Annotated in this window: 18 protein-coding genes, 2 pseudogenes and 1 riboswitch; of the genes and pseudogenes, 10 read left to right on the top strand and 10 right to left on the bottom strand. The window is 73.2% G+C overall.

The genetic code is table 11. The features are described 5' to 3' along the window. Positions 1–15: 15 nt before the first annotated feature. A complete protein-coding gene (ctaE, locus tag KRR39_RS12235) occupies positions 16–657 on the bottom strand; it encodes an aa3-type cytochrome oxidase subunit III (RefSeq protein ID WP_216937259.1) in 642 nt (213 codons plus the stop codon). Positions 658–745: 88 nt separating this feature from the next. Between ctaE and KRR39_RS12230 the strand changes: the two genes are divergently transcribed. Genes KRR39_RS12230 through trpD form a run of 3 tightly spaced genes read left to right on the top strand, consistent with a single transcriptional unit; the run spans position 746 to position 3188 of the window. Then, a complete protein-coding gene (locus tag KRR39_RS12230; RefSeq protein WP_254185097.1) occupies positions 746–1663 on the top strand; it encodes a cytochrome c oxidase assembly protein in 918 nt (305 codons plus the stop codon). Positions 1664–1673: 10 nt separating this feature from the next. Next, a complete protein-coding gene (locus KRR39_RS12225) occupies positions 1674–2090 on the top strand; it encodes an Rv3143 family two-component system response regulator (RefSeq protein WP_216937257.1) in 417 nt (138 codons plus the stop codon). Positions 2091–2150: 60 nt separating this feature from the next. Next, positions 2151–3188, top strand: coding sequence for an anthranilate phosphoribosyltransferase (gene trpD, locus KRR39_RS12220; RefSeq protein WP_216937255.1), 1038 nt, complete (start codon positions 2151–2153; stop codon positions 3186–3188). Here the strand turns inward: trpD and KRR39_RS12215 are convergent. The 4 genes and pseudogenes from KRR39_RS12215 to KRR39_RS12200 form a co-directional block, all read right to left on the bottom strand. Beyond that, on the bottom strand, positions 3172–3807 hold the full coding sequence (locus KRR39_RS12215; protein ID WP_216937254.1) for a hypothetical protein: 636 nt from the start codon (positions 3805–3807) through the stop codon (positions 3172–3174). The two genes, trpD and KRR39_RS12215, sit on opposite strands and share 17 nt — an antisense overlap. 31 nt (positions 3808–3838) lie before the next feature. After that, positions 3839–4648: pseudogene (locus KRR39_RS26110) on the bottom strand (DUF2142 domain-containing protein); the annotation flags it as partial. Positions 4649–4735: 87 nt separating this feature from the next. Next, positions 4736–5014, bottom strand: coding sequence for an Lrp/AsnC family transcriptional regulator (locus KRR39_RS12205; RefSeq protein ID WP_216937252.1), 279 nt, complete (start codon positions 5012–5014; stop codon positions 4736–4738). A gap of 9 nt (positions 5015–5023) precedes the next feature. Beyond that, positions 5024–6811, bottom strand: a complete 1788-nt coding sequence (locus KRR39_RS12200) for a DEDD exonuclease domain-containing protein (RefSeq protein ID WP_216937250.1) — start codon at positions 6809–6811, stop codon at positions 5024–5026. Between the two features lie 104 nt (positions 6812–6915). Here KRR39_RS12200 and KRR39_RS12195 point away from each other — a divergent pair, with 104 nt between their 5' ends. The 7 genes from KRR39_RS12195 (at position 6916) to KRR39_RS12165 (ending at position 13902) form a co-directional block, all read left to right on the top strand. Next, positions 6916–7164 (top strand): hypothetical protein, encoded by a 249-nt coding sequence (locus KRR39_RS12195; RefSeq protein WP_216937248.1) that lies wholly within the window; start codon positions 6916–6918, stop codon positions 7162–7164. Further along, a complete protein-coding gene (locus tag KRR39_RS12190; RefSeq protein WP_254185096.1) occupies positions 7161–8507 on the top strand; it encodes an NYN domain-containing protein in 1347 nt (448 codons plus the stop codon). Before KRR39_RS12195 ends, KRR39_RS12190 begins: the two co-directional genes overlap by 4 nt. 73 nt (positions 8508–8580) lie before the next feature. Then, positions 8581–8787 (top strand): hypothetical protein, encoded by a 207-nt coding sequence (locus tag KRR39_RS12185; RefSeq protein WP_216937246.1) that lies wholly within the window; start codon positions 8581–8583, stop codon positions 8785–8787. A gap of 205 nt (positions 8788–8992) precedes the next feature. Next, positions 8993–9141: riboswitch (cyclic di-AMP (ydaO/yuaA leader) on the top strand. Positions 9142–9152: 11 nt separating this feature from the next. After that, positions 9153–10154, top strand: a complete 1002-nt coding sequence (locus KRR39_RS12180) for a C40 family peptidase (protein ID WP_254185095.1) — start codon at positions 9153–9155, stop codon at positions 10152–10154. Between the two features lie 46 nt (positions 10155–10200). Further along, positions 10201–11454 (top strand): gluzincin family metallopeptidase, encoded by a 1254-nt coding sequence (locus tag KRR39_RS12175; RefSeq protein ID WP_216937244.1) that lies wholly within the window; start codon positions 10201–10203, stop codon positions 11452–11454. A gap of 19 nt (positions 11455–11473) precedes the next feature. Then, complete coding sequence (locus KRR39_RS12170; protein ID WP_216937242.1) at positions 11474–12745, top strand: M48 family metalloprotease; 1272 nt, start codon at positions 11474–11476, stop codon at positions 12743–12745. Beyond that, a complete protein-coding gene (locus KRR39_RS12165) occupies positions 12742–13902 on the top strand; it encodes a glycosyltransferase family 4 protein (protein ID WP_254185094.1) in 1161 nt (386 codons plus the stop codon). Before KRR39_RS12170 ends, KRR39_RS12165 begins: the two co-directional genes overlap by 4 nt. On the opposite strand, the gene KRR39_RS12160 is transcribed toward KRR39_RS12165, so the two are convergent. The 5 genes and pseudogenes from KRR39_RS12160 to KRR39_RS12145 all read right to left on the bottom strand — a co-directional run bounded on the left by KRR39_RS12160 (position 13889) and on the right by KRR39_RS12145 (position 17027). After that, complete coding sequence (locus KRR39_RS12160; protein ID WP_216937240.1) at positions 13889–14080, bottom strand: Flp family type IVb pilin; 192 nt, start codon at positions 14078–14080, stop codon at positions 13889–13891. The two genes, KRR39_RS12165 and KRR39_RS12160, sit on opposite strands and share 14 nt — an antisense overlap. A 233-nt stretch (positions 14081–14313) precedes the next feature. Then, a complete protein-coding gene (locus tag KRR39_RS12155) occupies positions 14314–14490 on the bottom strand; it encodes a Flp family type IVb pilin (RefSeq protein ID WP_216937239.1) in 177 nt (58 codons plus the stop codon). A gap of 318 nt (positions 14491–14808) precedes the next feature. Further along, positions 14809–15033, bottom strand: a complete 225-nt coding sequence (locus KRR39_RS24795; protein ID WP_254185093.1) for a response regulator transcription factor — start codon at positions 15031–15033, stop codon at positions 14809–14811. 154 nt (positions 15034–15187) lie between these two features. Continuing rightward, positions 15188–15454, bottom strand: a pseudogene (locus KRR39_RS24790) (response regulator); the annotation flags it as partial. After that, a complete protein-coding gene (locus KRR39_RS12145) occupies positions 15447–17027 on the bottom strand; it encodes a sensor histidine kinase (protein ID WP_216937238.1) in 1581 nt (526 codons plus the stop codon). The pseudogene KRR39_RS24790 and the gene KRR39_RS12145, both read right to left, overlap by 8 nt. Positions 17028–17035 lie beyond the last annotated feature (8 nt).

The following is a 17035-nucleotide window of genomic DNA, read 5'->3' as shown; positions in this document are numbered from 1 at the left end:
CTGGTGCGGGTGCAGCTACTGGATCAGGTAGATCGTCGCGAACAGGCCGATCCAGACGACGTCGACGAAGTGCCAGTAGTACGACACGACGATGGCGCTGACGGCTTGCTCGTGAGTGAACTTCTTGGCCATGTAGGTGCGGCCCAGGACCAGCAGGAAGGCGATCAGTCCGCCGGTGACGTGCAGGCCGTGGAAGCCGGTGGTGAGGTAGAAGACCGACCCGTACGCCGAGTTGGGGATGGTGGTGCCCTCGTGGATCAGCGCGGTGTACTCCAGCGCCTGGCCGCCGATGAAGAAGGCGCCCATGACGTAGGTCAGCACGAACCACTCGCGCAGGCCCCAGCCCTTGACCGACAGCAGCCCGCCGGTGCGGCCGACCTGCCCGCGCTCCGCGGCGAAGACGCCGAGCTGGCAGGTGAGGGACGACAGCACCAGCACCGTGGTGTTGATGGACGCGAACGGCACGTTGAGCCGCTCGGTCTGCTGTGCCCAGACATCGGGGGAGACCGCGCGGATCGTGAAGTAGCTCGCGAAGAGAGCTGCGAAGAACATCAGCTCGCTGGAGAGCCAGACGATCGTGCCCACGCTGACCATGCTCGGCCGGTCGTGGTGTCCGTGCAGGCGGGACGCGGGTATCGCGGATGCTGTTGAGGCCACGGGCTCATTATGTCTGCTCGTCCCTCACGTGCCACCCCGACCCCCTCTGTTTCCGGGTCGGCTTCTTCACACTCCTACGCTGGACCTCGTGGTCGTGCTCTCCGAGGCCGGTTCCCTGGCGGAACTGCCCCCCTTCAACTTCGAACGGGTCTTCACCGCGTGGACCCTGGACCCCGTGCTGACCGTGCTCACGGTGTGGGCGGCGGGGCTCTACCTGGTCGGGGTGTGGGTGCTCCACGAGCGCGGCGTGCACTGGGCCGTGATGCGGACCGTGAGCTTCGTGGTGGTCGGGCTCGGGGCGCTGTTCTTCGCGACGTCCTCGGGCCTCGGGACCTACGACACGACCCTGCTCTCGGTGCACATGGTCCAGCACATGGTGCTGTCGATGATGGTGCCGCTGTTCCTCGCGCTCGGGGCGCCGGTGACGCTGATGCTGCGCACCCTGCCGCCGCGGCCCCGCCGCTGGTTGCTGGCGGTGCTGCACTCCCGGGTGGCCCTGGTGCTGTCCTTCGCGCCGCTGACCTTCCTGCTCTTCGTGATCAGCCCGTGGGCGCTGTACTTCTCCGGCTGGTACGACGCGTCCCTGCACTCGACGTTCGTGCACGAGGCGATGCACCTGCACCTGGTGCTCGTCGGGTCGCTGTTCTTCTGGCCGCTCGTCGGCCTGGACCCGGTGCCCGGCCGGGTCGGCTACCCGTTCCGGCTGCTGCTGATCGTGCTCACGCTGCCGTTCCACGCCTTCCTGGGCGTGACGATCATGGGTCAGGACACCCTGATCGGCGGCTCCTGGTACGACGCCCTGCCGATGGCCTGGCTGCCGGACCCGGCCGCCGACCAGCACGTCGCCGGCGGCATCCTGTGGGCCTCCGGGGACCTCGTGGGCCTGGTCTTCCTCGGCGTGCTGTTCACCCAGTGGGTGCGCTCGTCCATGCGGGAGGCGGTGCGCGAGGACCGCCGGCTCGACCGACTCGAGGCGCAGGCCACCCGCCGCGACCCGTCCCGGTAGAGTCACCCGCGTGACGAACGCCTCCGCCGCCGCGCCGCTCAAGATCCTCGTCTACAGCGACGACGCCCACACCCGCTCCCAGGTGATCCTGGCCCTGGGGCGCCGCCCGCACCCCGACCTCCCCGAGGCGGAGTACGTCGAGGTGGCGACGCTGCCCGTCGTGCTCCAGCAGATGGACTCCGGGACGGTCGACCTGGCGATCCTCGACGGTGAGGCCGTGCCCGCCGGCGGGATGGGCATCGCCAAGCAGCTGAAGGACGAGATCTACCGGTGCCCGCCGATCCTGGTGCTGACCGGCCGCCCGCAGGACGCGTGGCTGGCGACCTGGTCCCGGGCCGACGGCGCCGTGCCGCAACCGATCGACCCGCTGCAGCTGGCGGAGGCCGTCGCGCACCTGCTCGCCCCGCGGGTCCCGGCGACCCGCTGACCTCGACCCGGCCGGGTGGGTCGGTCCGCTGATCGACGTACGCCCTGCGAGGAGAACCCGATGACCGCACCCCACTCGTGGCCCGAGGTGCTCTCCGCGCTGATCGCCGGCCGCGACCTGACCGCGGACCAGGCCGCGTGGGCGATGGGGGAGATCCTCGTCGGCGCCGCCACCCCGGTGCAGATCGCCGGCTTCGCGGTGGCGCTGCGGTCCAAGGGCGAGACCATCGACGAGCTCGAGGGCCTGGTCGCCGCGATGTACGAGCACGCCACGCCGTTCGTGGTGACCGGCCGGGTGCTCGACGTGGTCGGCACCGGCGGGGACCGCTCGATGTCGGTGAACATCTCCACGATGTCGGCGATCGTGGCCGCCGGGGCGGGCGTGCCGGTGGTCAAGCACGGCAACCGCTCGGCCTCCTCCCAGGCCGGCTCGGCCGACGTGCTGGAGGCGCTCGGCATCCGGCTCGACCTGCCCGCCGAGGCGGTCGCCCGGGTGGGGGAGCGGGCCGGCATCACGTTCTGCTTCTCCTCCGCGTTCCACCCGGCCATGCGGCACGCCGCGAGCGCCCGCCGCGAGCTGGGCGTGGCCACCACGTTCAACCTGCTCGGCCCGCTGGCGCACCCCGCCAAGCCCGAGGCGCAGGCGATCGGCTGTGCCGACGAGAGCAAGGCGCCGCTGATGGCCGGGGTGTTCGCCCGGCGCGGCGTCGACGCGTGGGTGTTCCGGGGCGACGACGGGCTCGACGAGCTGACCACCACCACGACCTCGAAGGTCTGGGCGGTCGAGGGCGGAGAGGTCCGGCGGTTCACCGTGGACCCCGACCGGTTCGGCCTGGGCGGCGGCACGGCGGCGGGACTGCGTGGCGGGGACGCCGCCCACAACGCCGAGGTCGTGCGACGGCTGGTGGCCGGCGAGCCCGGCCCGGTGCGCGACGCGGTGGTGCTGAACACCGGGGCGGCGCTGGCGGTGCACGCCGCGGAGCCCGGTGATCCCGAGGAGCGGCTCGCCGCCGGGATCGCCCGGGCTGTGGACGCCCTGGACTCCGGCGGGGCGCAGGCCCTGCTCGAGCGCTGGGTGGCGGTCAGCTCCGCGGTCTGACCGGTCCGGAGCCGGCCACGCCGCCGACGGTCGTCGTACGGCGCCAGGTGGCCAGCGCACAGGCGTAGCACGCGAGTCCGGCCAGCACGAGGAGCCCGACGCACCACACCGACAGGTGCACCCAGGAGGCGGAGTCCCGCAGCGGGCTGGTGGCCAGCTCGTGCCGGAGCACCTGGACCGGGGAGACCACCTGTCCGACCGCCAGGCAGACCCCGGCCACCAGCAGCAGCACCGGCGCCAGATGGTGCCAGTGCGCCCGCCGCTCGAGGGCCAGCCCGGCGAGCAGGACCACCCCGATGTGGAACGGCAGGCCGTAGCGCCCCTGCCACAACGGGCCGCCCGTGCCGACGGTCGCCTCCGTCACGGCGACCGGCACCAGCACCGCCACCGCGAGCACGAGCACCGTGGTGACCCGGAGCCGCCTGGTCGCGGTGGCCAGGCCGACACCGATCAGCCCGAGGGTCACCAGCCCGACCGTCACGTAGACGACCGCCGGGGCGGAGTCCATCCGTCGTGGGAACGCCGCGACGCCCTGGAAGAACCAGAGCGGGACCTGCCCCAGCGTGGAGGCGTCGGTGCCGACGGGCGCGCCGGTCTCGGAGACCGGGGCCTTCTCCACGCTGATCCCCCCCGAAGCTCGTCCACCAGAGCGCCACCGTGACGGACGCACCCCAGGCGAGGACCAGCGCCGGTGCGAGCCGTCGGTGGTTCCGGAGCAGGGAGCCGAAGCGTCCGACCCCGAGGGCGCAGAGGAAGGCGAGCGCGGTCAGGGCGAGCCACAGCGGCCCCAGCAGGCGCAGCGGTGCGAGCACCACCCCGGCGACCAGCGCCACCAGGAGCAGCCGGGCTCGCACGGGATCGTCGTCACCGGTCCGGACGATCCCCAGCAGCGCCGTCCAGAGGCTCAGCGCCGCTGCCATCTCGAGTCCGTTCGGTGCGGCCACGGAGAGGCTGAAGAACACCACGGGCGTGATCGCCACCGCCACGGAGAGCAACGGCCACACGGTCCGCGCCCAGAGAGCGGTGGCCCAGCCGGCGAGCGCGACGAAGGCGGCGCACAGCAGGGCGTTCGCGATCCGCATGGCGTACAGCGCGGGGGCGCCGTCGAAGGGGCGGGCGGCCGTGCCGATGACCCAGTAGAACGCCGGGTTGTACGACCCCGCGGACGTCGCCACCTCGACGTTCCCGTGGCCGGCCTCCGCGACCGGGTAACAGTTGTCGTGGCCGGTGTAGAGGTAGCTCGAGCACACCGGGGAGGCCGCCTCGACCAGCCCTCGGGGAACGGTGACCAGACCGCCACGGCCGTGCTCGGCGGCCTGCGTCGGCAGCCGCCACTCACCCCGGGCGACGGAGGCGGCGCGGTAGGCGTGGTCGAACTCGTCGGTGCCGCGGAAGGGAGGCAGGGCGAGGATCCAGGCCGCCTGGACCAGGAGCGTGCCGAGCAGCAGGAGGGCCGGCACCTGCCAGGTGCGGCGGCGGGCGGACGGCGGGGTCGTCGGGCGCGCCCGGGTCGTCGGGGCCGCCGGCGTCGCCGGACGCACGGCCGGTCAGTCCAGGCCGAGGGAGAACGCGGACTCGAGGTCGTGCCGGGAGTAGGCCCGGAACGCGATGTGCGTCTCGGTCGCCGTGACGCCGGGGACCTTGTTGAGCCGGTCGGCGACGACGGACGCCACGTCGTCGTGGTTGCGCACCCGGACCAGCGTGATCAGGTCGATCTGACCGGTCACCGAGTAGACCTCGCTGACGCCGTCCAGGGCCGCGATCTGCTCGGCCACCTCGGGGATCCGGGCGACGTCGGCCTTGACGAAGACGATGGCGGTGATCATGCGACCACGCTAGCGGACCGGCCGGTGCTCGGGACGCAGTCCGCGAGGGTCGTCGAACGGGGCGACCGAGGCGCGGGAGGACTCGACCGCGTCGTGCACGCGCAGATGCTTGGTCGCGCCGCCGACCGGGCAGGTCCACTCGCCCACGACGTGCACCAGCCGGACCCCGTCGGACTCCAGCCAGCGCAGGATCTTCTCGGTCTCCTCGGCGGTGGCGGCCGGGGTGGGACCGGGACCGGCGACCACGGTCTCCGCGGACGCCCGGAGCTGGTCCACCCAGGTGCCGGCCTGCACGCCGGAGGGGATGACCCCGGCGGCGACCAGCCGGCCGTGCCGGACCACGTGGACGGCCCAGCCGGTGCTCTCGCGCCGGGCCGCGACGAGCTCCTCGCAGCCGGTCAGCGCCCGCAGCCGCTGGGTGCGGGCGGCGCCGCGCAGGAACGACACCAGCCGGTCGCGCCAGGACCCGGCGTCCTCGAACCGCTGGTCCTCGGCGAGCGCCGTCATCCGGACCGAGACCGAGGCGACGACCGGCTCCGAGCCGGCCAGCAGGGTGTCGCGCAGGCGGTCCACGACGGCGGCGTACTCGGTGGGGGCGACGCTGCCGTTGCACGGCGACAGGCACTTGCCCATCTCGGCCAGCGCGCAGGCGCTCAGCGCGGGGACCTTGGGCATCCGGCCGCCGCACTGCCGGATCGGGAACGCCTCGTGCAGGGCCGCGACGGACCGCTCCGCAGCCCGCTTGGAGGAGTAGGGGCCGACGTAGTCGGCGTCGTCGTCGAGCACGTGCCGGACCAGGGACAGCCGGGGCCACGGCTCCCGGGTCAGCTTGACCCAGTGCACCCGCTCGGGGAAGCGCGAGCGGCGGTTGTAACGGGGCTTGTGCTGGGCGATCAGCCGGAGCTCGCGGACCTCGGCCTCGAGCGGGGTCGCGCACTCGATGCCCCGCACGCTCGCCGCCAGGCCGACCATCTCGCCCATCCGGGTCCGGGTCTCCGAGGCGGTGAAGTAGGTGCGCACCCGGGTCCGCAGGTCGCGGCTGGTGCCGATGTAGAGCACCCGCCCCCGGTCGTCCTCGAAGAGGTAGACCCCCGGGGCGTGCGGCAGCGGCTCCGCAAGGTGCCGCTTGCGACGCTGGGCGGAGGTCACCCGGGCGCTGAACGTCTGGAGCTCCTCGAGGGTGTGCACGCCGAGGTTGCCGAGCCGGCCCATCAGCCCGTGCAGCACGTCGACGGTGGCGCGCGCGTCGGAGAGCGCTCGGTGGTTCGGGGTCGTGCCCGCACCGAACAGCACCGCGAGGGAGCTGAGCTTGCAGTTGGGGGCCTCGTCGCGGGTGACCACCCGGCGCGCGAGCTTGGCGGTGTCGAGGACCTCGAAGCGCGGCCAGGGCCGGCCCTGCTGCTCCGCGAAGTGCCGCAGGAAGCCCACGTCGAACGGCGCGTTGTGGGCGACGAGCACGCAGCCCTGGGCGAACTCCAGGAACTGGGGGAGCACCTGCTCGATCCGCGGCGCGCCGGCCACCATCGAGTCGGTGATGCCGGTCAGCACGGCGATGAACGGCGGGATCGCGAGGTGCGGGTTGACCAGGGTCTGGAACTCGCCGAGCACCTCGCCGCCCCGGACCTTGACGGCGCCGACCTCGGTGATCATCGACCCGGCCGCCGCGGACCCGCCGGTCGTCTCCAGGTCGACCACGCAGAACGTCACGTCGCGGAGGTTGCGGCCGAGCTCGTCGAAGCTGCGCTGCGACTCCCACCGCGCCCGGCCGTCGGGCGGCGTCGTGGCTGTCTGGCTCATGGGGGTGACGCTAGATGCGGCCACCGACCATTTCCGCGAGCCACGCGGCATACCCTGGAGCCCGACCACCGCAGGACCCTCCCGAGCGAAAGGGGAACCACGGCATGGCGGCTTCCCTGCCCGACGCGCACACCCGCTGGCGCTGCGGGGGCTGCGGCAACCTCACCCGGTTCGACGTCACCCGGACCCGTCGTACGACGGAGTTCTGGCACTTCGACCTGGCGGGCGAGCACCGGGTCGAGGAGACGACCACCGACGAGGAGGACGTTTCCACGGTGACCTGCCGCTGGTGCGGGCGCTCCGACGCGGTCGAGCTCGTCTCCCGGGCGGAAGCGGACGCGTCCACGCCGTGACCGGTGCCGAGGCGCTCGAGCCCGACCCCGCGGTCCCCGGGCTCGACCGGCCCCTTCCCGACCGGGTCCGCGCCCGGGTGGTGGCGCTGGCCGCGGACTCGCTGGGCCGGATGCCCGCCGACCAGGTGCCGTCCTCGCTGACCCGGGTGGCCGCCTTCGCGCCCGCGCGCCGGGCCCGGCTGGCGGCGACCCAGATCGCCAGCGTGCTCGCCACCGACGAGGGCTTCCGCGAGCACGTCGCCGCCGACGTGCGGGCCCAGGTGCCCGACCTGGCGGGCGCGCTGGACGCGGGGACGCCGCCCTCGGCCGCGGACCCGGTCGACCTGGCTGCCGTCGCCTACCTCCTGCGGCCCGACGGCTGGGCGGGGCTGGTCGCCGCCTCCGGGGAGGCCTCCCTGGCCGAGGACACCGGTGCCGCCGACCGACAGGCGGCTCGGCGGGCCGACCAGCTCCGCCGGCAGGTCGAGACGCTCACCGAGAGCCTCAAGGAGGCCCGCGCCCGGCAGCGCGACCAGGTCGCCGAGCTCAAGTCGGAGAACGCCGACCTGCGGCACAAGCTCGGCGACGCCCGGGCCCGTGCCCGGTCCGCCGAGACGGCCTCCGCCGCCGCGGAGGCGGCGGCCGTCGCCGCGCGCGCCGCGGCGGCCGCCGCGTCGGCCCGGCACGACGCCGACCTGCGCCGGGTGCGGGCCCGGGTGGAGGAGCTCGAGCGCGACCTGGCCGCCGTACGTCGCAGCGAGCGCGCCGAGCGCGGGTCGGAGGCGCTGCGGGCGCGGCTGCTGCTCGACACGCTGCTGGAGACCGCGCAAGGACTGCGCCGGGAGCTGGCGCTGCCGCCGGTGGAGGGCTCGCCCGCCGACTCCGTCGAGGCGCACGTCGCCGAGCACGGCACCCGCACTACCTCCGGGCACGGCTCGCTGGCCTCCGACGACCCGGTCCTGCTGGAGCAGCTGCTGACGCTGCCGCGGGTGCACCTGGTGGTGGACGGCTACAACGTCACCAAGGCTGCCTGGCCCGAGCTGTCCCTGGAGCGGCAGCGCGACCGGCTGCTGGCCGGGGTGGCCCCGCTGGTCGCGCGCAGCGGCGCCGAGGTGACCGTCGTGTTCGACGCCGCCGACTCGACGGACCGACCGGTGGTGAACCGACCCCGCGGGGTGCGGGTGCTCTACAGCCGGGCCGGGGTGATCGCCGACGACGTGATCCGCGAGCTGGTGGCGGCCGAGCCGAAGGGGCGCCCGGTCGTCGTGGTCTCCAGCGACAACGCGGTGGTCCGCGACGTGGTGCGGGCCGGTGCCCGGGCCGCGGCCGCGGGTGCGCTGACCCGGCTGCTCGCGCGCTCCTGAGGAAACTGTCGGCGGCTGCTGAGAGGTTCTCCCTGCACGTGACCTCACGTGCCCGACTTCCCCGGGAGGACCGATGAGCGTGCACATCGACTGCGACACCTGCGTGGTGCGCGGACTGGCCTGCCACGACTGCGTGGTCACCGTCCTGCTCGGGCCGCCGCCCGAGCTCGGGTTCGACGAGGACGAGCAGCGGGCCCTCGACGTGCTCGCCGGCTCCGGCCTGGTGCCGCCGCTGCGGATGGTGTCGGCGCTCGACGGCCCCGACGTCGCGTCGGCCTGACCCCCTTCAGGCCTGAGACGGCAGGGACGGATGTGACATGTGTGACAGGAGGGGGATGAACTGCCCGGAAACGGTCACAGACACACCCCAGATTGTCCCGAAGAGTTTGCTCCTGGGGTGCCGCCCCGCTTAGCCTTGCTCCTCAGGCGCCTGTCACAGCCGACCAGTCCGGGTCGACTCAGGCGCCGCGTTGAGTCCAGACGAAGGCCGGGGGAGGCCGTAGTCCGGAGCCGGGGAACCATGTTCCTGGGGTTAATCGCTCACCGCACGGACGCAGTCCGGTCCGCGCGCGCGACGGGTTTCTTTGCCGCCCGCACCCGTCAGCTAACCCGGTAGGCGTCAGACAAAGAGGAGACCGTCCGCTCGTGACCGACGGCCGGAAGCGCACTGCCCGTGTTCTCGCGACCCTGTGCATCACCGCTGTGAGCGGCACGATGCTGGTCGCCGCCCCCACCTACGCCGACCCGGACATCGACACCGTCCAGTCCCGGGTCGACAAGCTCTACCAGCAGGCCGAGCAGGCCTCGGAGCGCTACAACGACGCCCGGCTCGAGATGACGCAGGCGCAGACCCGCCTCTCGGCCCTGCAGGCCGACCTCGACCGCCAGCAGACCAAGGTCGACGACGTGCGCCAGCAGGTCGCCAGCGCGGTCGTCTCGCAGTACCAGGGCCAGGCGCTCTCCTCGACGACCCAGGTGCTGCTCTCCCAGGACCCGGACGCGTTCTTGGACCAGCTCACCACGGTCTCGGAGTACAACGACCAGCAGAGCCAGATGATGGCCGACTTCGCGGTGCAGGCCAAGCAGCTCGAGATGCGCCAGGCCGCCGCCAAGCGCGAGCTCGACCGGATCGCCGCCACCAAGAAGGAGCTCGGCCACGAGAAGGCCGAGATCGACTCCAAGGCCGCCGAGGCCAAGGGTCTCCTCGGGCGCCTCAAGGACCGCGCCGCCGCCGCGAGCCGCTCTGCCCAGCGCAGCACGACGGCCTCGGCCGCCCCGGTCACCCACGTCGCGGCCTCCGGCCGGGCGGGCGCAGCCGTCAGCTACGCCCTCTCCCAGGTCGGCGACGCCTACGTCTACGGCGCCGCCGGCCCGAGCGCCTTCGACTGCTCGGGTCTGACGATGATGGCCTGGGGCCAGGCCGGCGTCGGTCTCCCGCACTCCTCGAGCGCGCAGATGGGCTCCGGCACCCCGGTCTCGCAGTCCGCGCTGCAGCCCGGCGACCTGGTGTTCTACTACAGCCCGGTCAGCCACGTCGGCATGTACATCGGCAACGGGATGATCGTGCACGCGGCCAACCCCGGCAGTGGCGTGACCACCGCCCCGGTGAACTCGATGCCGTACTCCGGTGCCGTCCGACCGGGCTGACCGACACCTCCTGACCGGTCGCCCCCGATGGTGGGCGGCCGGCCTCGTGCTCTCCCTGCTCGTCGCGGGGGCGGTGGTCGGCGGGGTCCTCCTGTCCGGCCACGGTCCCGAGACCGCGGTGCTGCCAGCGAACGGATCCGGGGCGAGCGCCCTGCCCGGTGACGGCACCGCTGACGGCACCCGGGCGGACGACGCCGCGGCCCTGCTGACCCGGCTCACCGACGCCCTGCGCGACGGCACCCGGGCGGACGTGGCGGCGCTGGCGGCACCCGGGGTGCCCGGAGCGGCGCGTGAGCTCACCACGCTGCGCGCGAACGTCCGGGCCCTCGGGCTCGAGGACCTCTCCCTCCGCTACGTCGACGAGGACGACGCGTCCCCGACGGGACCCGCGCGGGCCCTGGGGGACCGGGCCTGGGTGGGCGACGTCCGGCTCGACTGGCGGGTCGGTGGCTTCGACGCCGGCCACGGCAGCCGCGAGGTGGCGCTGACCTTCGCCGAGACCGGGTCGGGCGCCGCGTTCGTGACCGCCCGGCAGGACGGCGGGTCCGCGGCGCCGCTGTGGCTGCTCGACCGGGTCGACACCCGCAGCACCCCCCGCTCGCTGGTGGTCACGACCGGTGCGACCCCGACCGCACGGTTCTCCCGGCTCGCCGACCGGGCCGTGACCGACGTCCGCAAGGTCCTGCCGCGCTGGCGCGGACGGCTGGTCGTCGAGGTGCCCGCCGACGCCCAGCAGCTCGGCCGGGTGCTGGGCGCCGCGCCCGACGAGTACGGCGGCATCGCGGCCGTCACCACGACGGTCGACGGCTCGGTGTCCCCGACGGCGCCGGTGCACATCTTCGTGAACCCCGCCGTGTTCGACCCGCTCGGCCCGCGCGGCGCGCAGATCGTGATGAGCCACGAGGCCACCCACGTCGCCACGGGCGCGGCCGTCTCCTCGATGCCCACCTGGCTGCTCGAGGGGTTCGCCGACTACGTCGCGCTGGACCACGTCGACCTGCCGGTGTCCGTCGCGGCGAGCCAGGTCCTCGCCCGGGTGCGCGCCGACGGGCCCCCGGCGCGGCTGCCCGGGCCGCAGGAGTTCGACCCCCGCAGCAGGGTGCTGGGAGCGTCGTACGAGTCGGCGTGGCTGGCCTGCCGGTTGATCGGCGAGAGGTACGGCGAGGCGCGGCTGATCGCGTTCTACCGGGCCGCGGACCGCGCCGGCTCGACGGACGCCGCGTTCGGCCGGGTGCTCGGCACCGACCAGCCGGCGTTCACCCGGGCGTGGAGGGACTACCTGCGCCGGCTCGCCGGCTGAGCGTGGCAGGCTGGGTGCCGTGACCGCACCCGGACGAGCCGAGCTCGCTCGCCGCCCGGCGGTGCTCACCGTGGTGGTGTCGTTCGCCCTGGTGGCGGTCCTCGCGCTGTGGCTGGTGCCCTGGGACTGGGTGCCCGGCGGCCACCTGGTCCCGGCCCGGGCCTCGACGCTGTTCACCCCGGAGCAGATCGCCCGCGCGGAGCGGTACTCCTGGCTGCGGCGCGGGTTCGGCTGGCCGGCGTACTTCCTCTCGCTGGCCGTGCTGGCCTGGCTGGCGCTGTCCGCCCGGGGGACCGGGCTGGTCCGGCGGGTGACGTCGGCGCGCCGCTGGTGGCTGGGCGTGCCGCTCGGCGTGCTCGTGGTGCTGCTCGCCCAACGGCTCGTCACCGTCCCGTTCGCCGCCGCCTCGCACGAGGTCGACCTGCGCTACGGGCTCAGCCGGCAGGGCTGGGGCGGCTGGGCCCTGGACCAGCTCCGCTCGTTCGGGGTGTCGGTGGTGACCACCGCGCTGGTCGTGCTGCTGCTCGTCGCGGTGGCCCGGCGCTCCCCGCGCTGGTGGTTCGCCTGGGCGGGGGCGGCCGCGCTGGTGCTGGGGTTCGCCGGCTCGTTCCTCTACCCGGTCGTCGTCGAGCCGGTGTTCAACCGGTTCACCCCGATGCAGGCCGGCCCGTTCAAGAGCTCGATCCTCCGGCTCGCGGACCGGGAGGGCGTGCACGTCGACGACGTCCTGGTCGCCGACGCCTCGCGTCGTACGACGACGCTGAACGCCTACGTCAGCGGCCTGGGCAGCACCCGCCGGGTGGTGGTCTACGACAACCTGCTGTCCGGGCTGACACCGGCCGAGGCACGCGTGGTGATCGCCCACGAGCTCGGTCACGCCCAGCACCAGGACGTGCTGCTCGGCACGCTGCTGGCCTCAGTGGGCAGCGTCGGCGCGGTGGCGCTGCTGGCCCTGGTGCTCGACGACCGCCGGGTGCGCCGGCGCGGCCGGGTCTCCGGCGCGGGCGACCCGGCCGTGGTGGCCCTGGTGCTGCTGCTCGCGGGGCTCGGGTCCTTCGCGGTCAGCCCCCTGCAGAACACCGTGAGCCGGGCCATCGAGGCGCGTGCCGACCGCACCTCCCTCGAGGTCACCCACGCCGACCGCACGTTCGTGCAGATGCAGCGCCGCCTGGCACTCACCTCGCTGGCCGACACGACACCCCCGGCGCTCAGCCAGCTCTGGTGGGGGAGCCACCCCACCGTGCTGCAGCGCGCGGGGCTGCCCCGGTCCCTGCGCGAGGCCGGCGGGTGAGCCGGGTCCTGGTCGTCACCAACGACTTCCCGACCCGTCGCGGCGGGATCGAGTCGTTCGTGCTGGCGCTGTGCCAGGGGATGCCGCCCGAGGAGGTCGTCGTCTACACCGCCGCGATGCCGGGCGCCGAGGCGTACGACGCCGGGCTCGCGTTCCCGGTCTACCGGGACCCCGCGTCGACGCTGCTGCCGACGCGGCCCGTCGCGCGCCGGGTCGTCGAGGTGATGCGGCGGCACGGCTGCGACCGGGTGGTGTTCGGGGCCAGCTCCCCGCTCGGGCTGCTCGCGCCGGCACTGCGGCGCGCCGGGGCCCGGCGGATCGTCGCGCTCACCCACGGCCACGAGGTGTGGTGGGCCACGGTGCCGCTCGCCCGGCCCCTGCTCAGACGGGTCGGTGACTCGGTCGACGTGCTGACCTACGTCAGCGAGTGGTGCCGCGACCGGATCGCCCCGGCGCTCTCACCCGGCGCTGCCGCACGGATGGTGCGGCTCTCGCCGGGCGTCGACCCGGACCGCTTCCACGCCGGCTGCGGGGGCGCGGAGGTCCGGAGGCGGCTGGGCCTCGGCGACGCGCCGGTGGTCGTGTGCACCGGCCGGCTGGTCCGCCGCAAGGGACAGGACACCCTGCTCCGCGCCTGGCCGGCGGTGCTCGACCGGCACCCGACGGCCCGGCTGCTGCTCGTCGGCGACGGGCCGGACCGGGAGCGCCTCGAGCGGCTGACGGGCTCCCTGGGGCTGCGCGACGCCGTGGTGCTCACCGGTGGGGTGGCCTGGGGCGACGTACCTGCCTACACGGACGCGGGGGACGTGTTCGCGATGCCGTGCCGGACCCGGTTGCTGGGGCTGGAGCCCGAGGCCTGGGGGGATCGTGTTCCTGGAGGCGCAGGCGTGCGGGCTGCCGGTGGTGGTGGGGGACTCCGGGGGGCGCACCGGAGACCCTGCTCGGGCGCGGCGAGGTGGTGCACGGCGTCGCGGAGGTGGCCGCCGCACTCGTCCGGCTGCTGTCCGCGCCGCGGGAGCGGGTGCGCCCCGACGGCCTGCCCGACTGGGCGGGTGCCTCACGTGTCCTGGGGGACCTGCTGGCCCTCTGACATGCCGAAGGCCGCCACGCTCGGGGGAGGGTGGCGGCCTGCGGACTACGAGATCAGGAGGTCTTGAGGCTGTTGCTGGTGTTGGTGAACACCGTGGACAGCTTGGTGCCGAGGGTGGTCACGGCGACGATGATCGCGATCGCGATCAGGGACACGAGCAGGCCGTACTCGACCGCAGACGCGCCGCGCTCGCTCTTGCACAGGCCGGCCAGGCGGATCCGGAGGTACTCGACTGCTTCGATCATGGTGATTCTCCCAAGGTGGTGTGTCGGCGACGACCCCGCGGGTGGGGCCAACACAACAAGGATCGCAAGGACTCGTCGTCCTTGGCTCCGGCAAACGGTCCGATGTCCCTGACGAACCGGATGACACGAAATGACCCGATCGGACTATCAAGTCAAGACTTCGAGTCGCACCCGAAGGGACTGTCGTCCGGGGACGGCGTACTGGAGCGCTGGAGCCGGCCTGACGAGCTCGGTCAGCAGGTGTCGCCCGAGTGCGCGACCAGGCTGGCACAGCTGTTCTGGAACAGGTCGCGCGTGCTCCCGCCGAGGAGGCTCACGGCCGCCACGATGGCGACTGCTACCAGGGCGGCCAGCAGGGCGTACTCCACCGAGCTCGCACCGCGAGTGGAACGCTGGCGACCTGCGATCATCGGTCGACCCTTCATGCGAAGAACCCGGTGGTGTCCGTCGTGTCGGCAGGACCACTCCGGACCTTCGCTGATCCTGGGTTCGGGCTGGCCGTGATCTCGCTGAAGCCGTCCGACACCTTGCCGCAGAGCGTCCCACACCCGCGCTGATCGCGATGGCGATCAGCGACTCGACATGTGCCACCGGGGGTGGCCCGCCCGCATGCGACCGGGACCGTGAACCTGGCACGCCGCGCGAAGGTCGGGATCAGGCGAACGGCCGGGCTTGCCGCGAGCGTCGAGGGGGAGAACATGACTGCGACGGACCTTCGAACCGGTGGCTCAGGCCTGCAGGTCGTCGGCCAGGAGACCGGACCGGACCGCCTTCATGATCGCGTCGGCCCGGTTGGAGGCGCCGAGCTTCTCGTAGATCTTCGAGATGTGCGTCTTCGCGGTCGAGTCGCTGACGAAGATCGACCGGGCGATCGCCGACACGCTGAAGCCGCGGGCCAGCAGGCTCAGGACCTCGGACTCCCGTTGGGTCAGCTGCGGCCCGGCCGGCGTCATCCGACGGCGCATGGCGCCCGCGAGGTCGGCGGCGGTGAACGAGCGCGGCGACACCATCGCGTGCCGGGCGGCCGCCACCACCTCGTCGGAGGGGGGCGTCCTTCGCCACGAAGGCGGACGCACCGGCCTCCAGCGCGGCGAACAGCTGCTGGTCACCGGCGTACATCGTCAGCACCACGACCCCCGTCTCGTGCCCGGCCGCACGAATCTCCCGCACCAGGTCCAGCCCGGTCCCGTCGGGCAGCCGCACGTCGGTGATCACCACGTCGGGCTTGAGCGACTTGAACTCGCGCAGGCCCTCCGCGACCGAACCTGCCTGCCCGGCGACCTCGAAGTCGTCGTGCCGCTCGAAGGCGCGTGCCAGCCCGTTGCGGATCAGGTCGTGGTCGTCGATCAACAGCACACGGCTGACTTCAGTCATAGGACTGGTGGCCTTCGGTAGAAAGGATGCTCTTGTCCAGGATCTTAACCTGAACCGACGTCCCCCGGGGGCTATCGTCGCCGGACTCGCTGGTGACTTCGAGCGAGGCGTCGATCCGCTGGGCGCGCTCGCGCATGATCGAGATGCCGTAGGAGTCATCGCGACCGGTCGTCATCCCCTGGCCGTCGTCGCGCACGGAGAGGCTGACGAACGGGGGATCGGTCCAGCAGTCCACCCACAGGTTCCGCGCGGACGCGTGCTTGCGGGCGTTGGTGATCGCCTCCTGGGCGATGCGCAGCAGCTCCGCCTCGACCATGGGGGAGAGCCGGGTCGCCGCCTCGTTGAGGGTCAGGTGCACGGTCAGGTCGGACTTCGCACCGACCTGCCGGACGTAGTCCGACAGCGCCGACCCGAGGCCATTGGTGGCCGAGACGTCGCTGCGCAGGTCGAAGATCGACAGCCGCAGGTCGCCGACAACGCTGGTCAGCTGGCCGCGGAGCTCCCGCAGACCCTGCGCCACGGCGGGGTCCCTGGTCGTGGATGCCATGTGGTCGACGACGTAGCCGAGGGAAGCGACCTCCTGGGCGATGCCGTCGTGGATCTCCCGGGCCAGCCGCTGCCGCTCGTCGGCGGTCGCCATCGTGCGGATCTCGTCGAAGACCAGGGCGGTGTCCAGGCGCAGGCTGTGTCCGTCGAGCTCGTCCATCAGGCCGGTGACCACGCTGGGCTCGGGGGAGGTGGCCCCCGAGGAGACGGCGACTCCGATCATCCGGTTGCCCACTCGGAGCGGCAGCACGAGGCGGTGCCGGGCGTTGCGGTTGCCGGACGGCACGACTCCCTGGACGGGCTCCATCTCGGCCCAGCACTGGTCGATCAACGGGTCGTTCGGGGTGAGCACCTGCTGGGCCCCCATCCCGCGGTAGCCGAGCGGGATCAGCACGTTGCCGGACATCTTCATGAACACCGCACCGAAGCTGTCGTCGAGGTGCTCGTGCATCGTGGCCATCAGCTGGGCGGACATGCCCTCGCTGTCCAGTCCTGCCGAGAGTCGCCGGGCCACGGTACGGAGCTGGGTGAGCAGCTGCCGTGCGGACTCGTACTGCTCGGAGCCGGGGTCCGTGCCGGCGGTGAGTCCGAGGCTGCGCGCCCACACGCCGAGCAGCCCACCGCCGAAGTTGGTGAGCAACCACGGCGCGAGCGCGAGTGCGCGGGTGTCGAGGCCCGAGAACCCCTGGGTCAGGATCGGGATCAGGATCACCGCGACCGCCTGTGCCATCAGGTTGACGGCGACCCCGGTGAAGCCCTTGAACAGTCCCGCGAGCAGGGGCAGGACGACCAGGTAGGGCATCAGCACGACCGAGTCCGGGAACGTCAGCCCCATGATCAGGCCCACGATCACGGTCTCGGCGGTCAGCACCACCAGGCTGGTGTGCCCGGTCATGTAGGAGACGTAGCCGGACAGGGCGCCGACCGTGATCACGGTGACGACGGTCTGGATCAGGGAGGAGTTTCCACCGATCAGGGTGAGGCCGAGCACCGCCGCCAGGCAGAACACGCGGCTGGTGATGGCCACCTGCTCGC

Source organism: Nocardioides panacis (genome assembly GCF_019039255.1).
In the GTDB taxonomy this organism is placed as follows: Bacteria; Actinomycetota; Actinomycetes; order Propionibacteriales; family Nocardioidaceae; genus Nocardioides_B; species Nocardioides_B panacis.
This window is presented reverse-complemented; position numbering and strand designations above follow the sequence as displayed.